We start from the raw sequence: 7,429 nt of genomic DNA on the forward strand, positions 1-7,429 counted from the left end.
GCACGCAGGCGGCCGCGACCCGCGACACGGCCCCGCCGCATCAATCACATGAGCACGCCATGAACCTCAACGAATTCAAGTACGACAAGCTGTCGAGCGATGTCACCGCGCTCAAGCACTCGATCTCCAACAAGCTGATCTATGCGGTCGGCAAGGACCCTGTCACCGCCCGCCCGCAAGACTGGCTGCAGGCCACCGCGCTCGCGGTACGCGACCGCCTGGTCGAACGCTGGATGCGGACCACGCGCGCCCAGTACGCGCAGGACGTGAAGCGCGTGTATTACCTGTCGATGGAATTCCTGATTGGCCGCAGCTTTACCAATGCGCTGCTCGCCCTCGACATCCATGCCAATGTGAAACAGGCGCTGGCCGAACTCGACGTCGACTTCGGCCGGATCACGGACCTCGAACACGACGCCGCACTGGGCAATGGCGGCCTCGGCCGGCTTGCCGCATGCTTCCTGGATTCGATGGCCACGCTCGGCGTGCCGGGCTTCGGCTACGGGATCCGCTACGACTACGGGATGTTCCGGCAGCAGATCGTCGATGGCCGACAGGTCGAAAGCCCCGACTACTGGCTGGTCGACGGCAACCCGTGGGAGTTCCCGCGCCCGGAGGTGCAATACCAGGTTCGGTTCGGCGGCCGCGTCGAGCAGGAAGGCGACCGCACACGCTGGCTTGACACCCAGGATGTGCTCGCCATGGCCTACGACGCGATCGTGCCCGGTTACGCGACCGAAGCGACCAATACGCTGCGCCTCTGGTCCGCGAGGGCAAGCGACGAGATCAATCTGGCCGCCTTCAATCGCGGCAATTACTTCGACGCGGTCGAAAACAAGAATCACTCGGAAAACGTGTCGCGCGTGCTCTATCCGGACGATTCCACGTCCGCCGGGCGTGAACTTCGGCTCAGGCAGGAGTATTTCTTCGTCTCGGCGAGCCTGCAGGATCTGGTCCGCCGCTACCTGTCGAACCACGTCGATTTCGACAAGCTGCCCGAGCGCGTCGCGATCCACCTGAACGACACGCATCCGGTGCTGGCGATTCCGGAGCTGATGCGAATCCTCATCGACGAACACGAGGTGCCGTGGCGCCGCGCATGGGCGTTGACGCAGCGCGTGTTCTCGTACACGAACCACACCCTGATGCATGAAGCACTGGAGACCTGGCCCGTGGACATGCTCGGCCGCGTGCTGCCGCGCCACCTGAAGATCATCTTCGAAATCAACGCCGATATGCTGGCGCAGGTCACGGCGCGATTCGGTACCGATGTCGACCTGATGCGCCGCCTGTCGCTCATCGACGAACACGGCGAGCGGCGCGTGCGCATGGCCTATCTGGCGGTCGTCGCGAGCCACAAGGTCAACGGCGTGTCGCAACTGCATTCCGAACTGATGAAACAGTCGATCTTCGCCGATTTCGCCCGCGTGTTTCCGGAGCGCTTCAACAACAAGACCAACGGCATCACGCCGCGGCGCTGGCTGTCGCAGGCCAACCCGTCGCTGTCGGCGCTGATCGACAGCCGGATCGGGCGCGACTGGCGGCGCCGGCTCGACCGGTTGAAGGCCATCGAGGACCTTGCCGACGATACCGCGTTCGCGGCCGCGTTCCGCGCCGCCAAGCTCGACAACAAGCGCCGCCTGGTGGACTGGGTCGGCAAGCACCTGGGGCTGGCGATCGACCCTGCGTCGCTGTTCGACGTCCAGGTCAAGCGCATCCACGAATACAAGCGCCAGTTGCTGAACCTGCTGCACGTCATCACCCGCTACAACCGGATCCTTGCGGAGCCGGATGCGAACTGGGTACCGCGCACCGTCATCTTCGCGGGGAAGGCCGCGTCCGCGTACCACATGGCCAAGCAGATCATTCACCTCATCAACGCTGTCGCCGACAAGGTGAACAACGACCCGCGCATCGGCGACCGGCTCAAGGTGGTGTTCATCCCGAACTACAGCGTGAGCCTCGCGGAGCTGATCATTCCCGCCGCCGACCTGTCCGAACAGATCTCCACCGCCGGCACGGAGGCGTCCGGCACCGGCAACATGAAGTTCGCGCTGAACGGTGCGCTGACGATCGGCACGCTGGACGGCGCCAATGTCGAAATTCGCGAGAAAGTCGGTGCGAACAACATCTTCATCTTCGGCCATACCGCGGCCGAGATCGACGCGATCCGTGCGCATGGTTATCACCCGCTCGGCTACTGCGATCGAAATGCCGAACTGAAGCGTGCGCTCGAACAGATCCGGGACGGTCATTTCTCACCCGACGACCCGACGCGCTTCCATGCGATCTTCGATGCGCTCGTCAACTGGGGAGACCATTACCTGTTGCTGGCCGATTACGAAAGCTATGTCGCGGCTCAGGATGCCGTCGATTCCGCGTACCGCGATGCCGGCGAGTGGACGGCGAAGGCCATCGCCAATGTCGCGAACATGGGTGCGTTTTCGTCCGACCGGACCATTGCGGAGTATGCCCGCGATATCTGGCATACCCACCTCGCGGACGATCCGCTCCGCTGAGATCGCATCGCCGACGCCCGGCGAGCGCGAGTGCGGCGCGTGGAACGCGCCCCACCGGTGATCCGTGCTCAGTCGCTCGGCAACGGCCCTTCCTGCCGCGCGGCGATCGCCGTCTCGCCGGCGATCTTCCCCGGCCACGCATAGGTCTGGTTGTGCTGCGCGGCCGTGCAAGCCGCCTGGCATCACTGCGTGATACCGGTATAACGTCCCGGGCGGTGCCATGCCACGATCATTCCGCTCACGGCCACGGCACTGAGCGCCGACCAACCAACGCGGCCGGCCGGTATCGTCAACATGGACACCAGCAGAATGGTGGCATCGATGCACATCTGCGTAATGCCCGCGTTGATGCCGCGCTCGCGTTGCAGCCACAGGGTCACGATACCTGTCCCGCCGACACCGACACCGTGCCGCGCAAGCGCGAGAATGCCCATGCCGCACAACGTACCGCCGGTAAATGCCGCAAAAAGCGGACTGACGTACGCAATGGTCAGGGTTCCAGGCATCGCCATCAACGCAAGGGTGATGCCGCAACTCGCGACCGTCGATTTGATCGCAAAGCGCGCCCCCATCACGAAGTAGGCAAAGATGAAGAACGGGATATTCACGAGCGTGAATATCAGGCCGACCGGCAGCGGAAAGATATACGCCGCAAGCAGCGCAATGCCCGCAATTCCGCCGGTGACAAGCCCGGCGGCCTTCAGCAGCACCAGGCCGGTGACGACGAATGCCATGCCGACGATCATCGCGTAGAGATCCTCGAACAAGGAGTGAGGCGTGCCGGTTCTTTCCTGGGGTGTGGCAAAGCCCATTGCCGAGGCAGATTCAGATTTCACGATGTCAAACGTTCACGTCTGATGGCGATTCGATCCCTCCCGGTTCGAACGCGCCGCTTGCTTCAAGTGCGTGCCGCTGTCTCGGATCGGCTCGCCGCGAATTTCCGACCGAGGATACGTCCGCAAAATAATCCGGGCAACGGCTCACGCACCGTTGCCAGGCCGTCGTCTCGCGGTCAAGGTCGCGTGGCCCGAGACGTTTGCTGCCGCCAACCTGCATGGTTGCCGAGTGCCCGCTCGAGCGCCAACCCCCGGCCCTATTCCGGGATTTCCCTAGGCTGACATTTCGCGCCGCTCGGGTTTAAATAAATCACCATGATTTAATTAATAGTACGGCTAGCAAGCCCCCGTACAGGAGACATCGTCATGAGGAGTCTGCACATCGGCCAGGGCAGCAATTCGGTCAACGTGCGCCGCTACAACGAGCGCCTGCTGCTCAAGGCGCTGCGGCGCGCCGGCGACGCGTCGAAGGCAGACCTCGCCCGGCTCGCGAATCTGACCGGCACCGCGGTCGGCAGCATCATCGCTTCGCTCACCGACGCCAAGCTGATCGAGTTCACCGGCCGCCGCGTCGAAGGCCAGCGCGGTCAGCCGGCATCGCTCATCCGGCTCGCCCCGAGCGGCGCGTTCGGCATCGGCGTGCGGCTCGACCGGATGCGTATCGAAACCGCGCTCGTGAACTTCGCGGGCGACGTGATCGGCCGCCGTTCGCACGACACCCTGCTTCCACCGCCCGCGACCGTACTCGAGATCGTGCGCCGCGATATCGACGCGATGCAGGAACTCCTGCCCACGCGCGACCGCGAGCGACTGACCGGCGTCGGCGTCGCGCAGCCGTTCAACCTCGGCAGTTGGCTGCGCGAACTCGGCCTGCCGGCCGACGCGTTCCGCGCCTGGGCCGAAGTCGATTTCGCCGCCGAGCTCGGCCGCGCGATCTCGCTGCCGGTGTTCAGCGAGAACGACGGCAATGCGGCCGCGATCGCCGAGCTGTTCTACGGCTGCGGCCGCCAGCGCGACGATTTCATCTATCTGTTCCTCGGGCCCGTGATCGGCGGCGGGATCGCGGTCGACGGCGACTGCCTGCGCGGCAGCACCGGCAATGCCGGCGACTTCGCGGTGATGCCGGTGCCACCGAGCCGTCTGCCGTCGGCACCGGCGCCGCGCGGCGCATGGGACATCCTGCTCACGCGCGCGTCGCTGAGCGCGCTGATCCGCCATCTGCGCCATAGCGGCGAGGCCGTCGAATCGCGTGCGGATCTCGAGGCGTGCATCGCGCGCGGCGTACCGGCCGTCGGCGAATGGGTCGACGACTGCGTCGACGCGCTCGCGCCCGCCTTGCGTGCCGTGCTGTCGGTAACCGATTCGCCGGTCGTCGTCCTCGACTCGGACACCGACGCCGGCCTGCTCGACGCACTGATGAAACGCCTGGGCGCGGCGCTCGCTGACATCACGCCGGAAGCGCGCGGGATGCCGGTGTTCATCCGCGGCTCGTTCGGGCCGGATGCCGGCGCGATCGGCGCGGCGACGCTGCCGATGTTCTTCAACTTCTCCCCGCGCGCCGGCATCCTGAAAGGCGAAAGCGTGGATACCCAGGAGGCGACCTATGTCTCGTACTGAGGCGTCCCGTCCGCTGCTCGAAATGCGCGGGATCAGCAAGACGTTCCCGGCCGTGCGTGCGCTCGACAACGTGAGCCTCACCGTCTACGCCGGCGAGGTGCACTCGCTGATGGGCGAAAACGGCGCGGGCAAGTCCACGCTGATGAAGATCCTGTCGGGCGCTTACCAGGCCGACGCGGGCGGCCAGATCCTGATCGACGGCGAGCCGATCGTCATCGGCGGCCCGCTCGCCGCGCGCGACGCCGGCGTCGCGGTGATCTATCAGGAGCTGTGCCTCGCGCCGAACCTGACCGTCGCGGAAAACATCTATGTCGGCCGCGAGCTGCGCCGAGGCGGCAAGCGCTTCGGCACGATCGACCGCGCGGCGATGGCCCGCGGCTGCGAGGACGTGCTGAAGCGCCTCGGCGCGAGCTTCGGCCCGAACACGCTGGTCGGTGCGCTGTCGATCGCCGAGCAGCAGCTCGTCGAGATCGCGCGCGCCGTGCACACGAAGGCGCGCATTCTCGTGATGGACGAACCGACCACGCCGCTGTCGTCGCGCGAAACCGACCAGCTGTTCGCGCTGATCCGCCAGCTGCGCGAGGAAGGCCTCGCGATCATCTACATCAGCCACCGGATGGCGGAGATCTACGAATTGTCCGATCGTGTGTCGGTGCTGCGCGACGGCACGTATGCCGGCACGCTCGATCGCGAATCGCTGTCTGCCGAGCGGCTCGTGGCCATGATGGTCGGCCGCGATATTTCGGGTTTCTACAAGAAGGAACACGCGCCGTACGATCCGGGCCACCTGATGCTGTCGGTGCGCGACGTCGCCGACGACGGCCGCGTGCGCGGCTGCAGCTTCGATCTGCACTCGGGCGAAGTGCTTGGCATCGCAGGGCTCGTCGGCGCGGGCCGCACCGAGCTCGCGCGGCTGATCTTTGGCGCGGAGCCGCGCACGGGCGGCAGCGTGACAATCGGCGACAAGACATTCGGCTCGCATTCGCCGCGCGAATCGATCGATGCGGGCCTCGTGTATCTGACCGAGGACCGCAAGCGCCAGGGCCTGTTCCTCGACATGAGCGTGCGCGACAACATCAACATCGCGGTCGCGAACCGCGACGCACGCACGGGCGGCGTGCTCGACCTCGCGCGTGGCGCCACGCGCGCGCGCGACGCGATCGCCGCGCTGTCGATCCGCGTGCCCCATGCGAACGTGAACGTCGGCGCACTGTCCGGCGGCAATCAGCAGAAAGTGCTGCTGTCGCGACTGCTTGAAACGAAGCCGCGCGTCCTGATCCTCGACGAACCGACACGCGGCGTCGACATCGGCGCGAAATCGGAGATCTACCGGATCATCAACGCGCTCGCGAACGAAGGCGTCGGCGTGATCGTGATCTCGAGCGAGCTGCCCGAGATCATCGGCGTCGCAGACCGCGTGCTCGTGATGCGCGAAGGCAGGATCGCCGGCGAACTCGGCGGACACGGCGAGCCCATCACGCAGGAAGCCATCATCGCCCTCGCCACCGGTTCGCAAACCGAACAGGAACATGCGCACTAAGTCGCGCTGCCCGAACACGTTACCTGAATACGAGATACCGACATGAACCAGCCCCATTTGCCCGCTTCCCCGGTCGGAGACCGCGCGCCGCAAGCTCGCCGTGATCGCCGCGCCCGCATCCAGTCGCTGATGCGCACGGCCGGCATGCTGCCCGTGCTCGTCCTGCTGTGCATCGGCTTCGCCTTCATGACCGACGGCTTCGCCAGCTGGCAGAACCTGTCGATCGTCGCACAGCAGGCGTCGATCAACATCGTGCTCGCCGCCGGCATGACGTTCGTGATTCTCACCGGCGGCATCGACCTGTCCGTCGGCTCCGTGCTCGCCGCCGCCGCGGTCGGCGCGCTGATCGCGTCGAACATCCCCGGTCTCGGCTGGCTCGGCGTCCCGGTCGCGCTCGCGATTGGCCTCGCGTTCGGCATCATCAACGGGGCGTTGATCTCGTTCCTCCGGCTGCCGCCGTTCATCGTCACGCTCGGCGCGCTGACCGCCGTGCGCGGCATCGCCCGCCTGATCGGCAACGACACGACGATCTTCAACCCGCAACTGCCGTTTGCCGCCATCGGCAACGGCTCGATCCTCGGCGTGCCGTGGCTCGTCGTGATCGCGCTCGTCGTCGTCGCCGCGTCGTGGTTCATCCTGCGCCGCACGGTACTCGGCATGCGCATCTACTCCGTCGGCGGCAACCGGGAAGCGGCGCGCCTGTCCGGCATCAACGTGCGCGCGATCGAACTGTTCGTGTACGCGGCGTCCGGCCTGCTCGCCGGCCTCGGTGCGCTGATGTCCGCCGCGCGGCTCTATGCGGCCAACGGCCTGCAGCTCGGCCAGTCGTACGAACTCGACGCGATCGCCGCGGTGATCCTCGGCGGCACCAGCTTCGTCGGCGGCGTCGGCTCGATCGTCGGCACGCTGATCGGCGC

5 protein-coding genes are annotated in these 7,429 nt (G+C 66.1%); 4 read left to right on the top strand and 1 reads right to left on the bottom strand.

Translation table 11 applies throughout. The features are described 5' to 3' along the window. The first annotated feature begins 59 nt into the window (after nucleotides 1-59). On the top strand, nucleotides 60-2,519 hold the full coding sequence (locus tag DIE06_RS34930; protein WP_124665321.1) for a glycogen/starch/alpha-glucan phosphorylase: 2,460 nt from the start codon (nucleotides 60-62) through the stop codon (nucleotides 2,517-2,519). Nucleotides 2,520-2,701: 182 nt separating this feature from the next. Here DIE06_RS34930 and DIE06_RS34935 read toward each other — a convergent pair whose 3' ends face one another. After that, entirely contained in the window at nucleotides 2,702-3,355 is a 654-nt protein-coding gene (locus tag DIE06_RS34935; protein ID WP_260433873.1) for a YitT family protein, read from the bottom strand. Nucleotides 3,356-3,721: 366 nt separating this feature from the next. Here DIE06_RS34935 and DIE06_RS34940 point away from each other — a divergent pair, with 366 nt between their 5' ends. The 3 genes from DIE06_RS34940 to DIE06_RS34950 form a co-directional block, all read left to right on the top strand. Further along, nucleotides 3,722-4,972: an ROK family protein gene (locus DIE06_RS34940; protein WP_124665317.1), complete on the top strand. Its 1,251-nt coding sequence runs from the start codon at nucleotides 3,722-3,724 to the stop codon at nucleotides 4,970-4,972. Beyond that, nucleotides 4,959-6,512: a sugar ABC transporter ATP-binding protein gene (locus DIE06_RS34945; protein ID WP_124665318.1), complete on the top strand. Its 1,554-nt coding sequence runs from the start codon at nucleotides 4,959-4,961 to the stop codon at nucleotides 6,510-6,512. Before DIE06_RS34940 ends, DIE06_RS34945 begins: the two co-directional genes overlap by 14 nt. A gap of 42 nt (nucleotides 6,513-6,554) precedes the next feature. Further along, nucleotides 6,555-7,429, top strand: an 875-nt coding sequence (locus tag DIE06_RS34950) for an ABC transporter permease subunit (protein WP_124665319.1), incomplete at its 3' end; no start/stop codon positions are given.

This window comes from Burkholderia sp. Bp8998, from assembly GCF_003854235.1.
Lineage (GTDB): Bacteria > Pseudomonadota > Gammaproteobacteria > Burkholderiales > Burkholderiaceae > Burkholderia.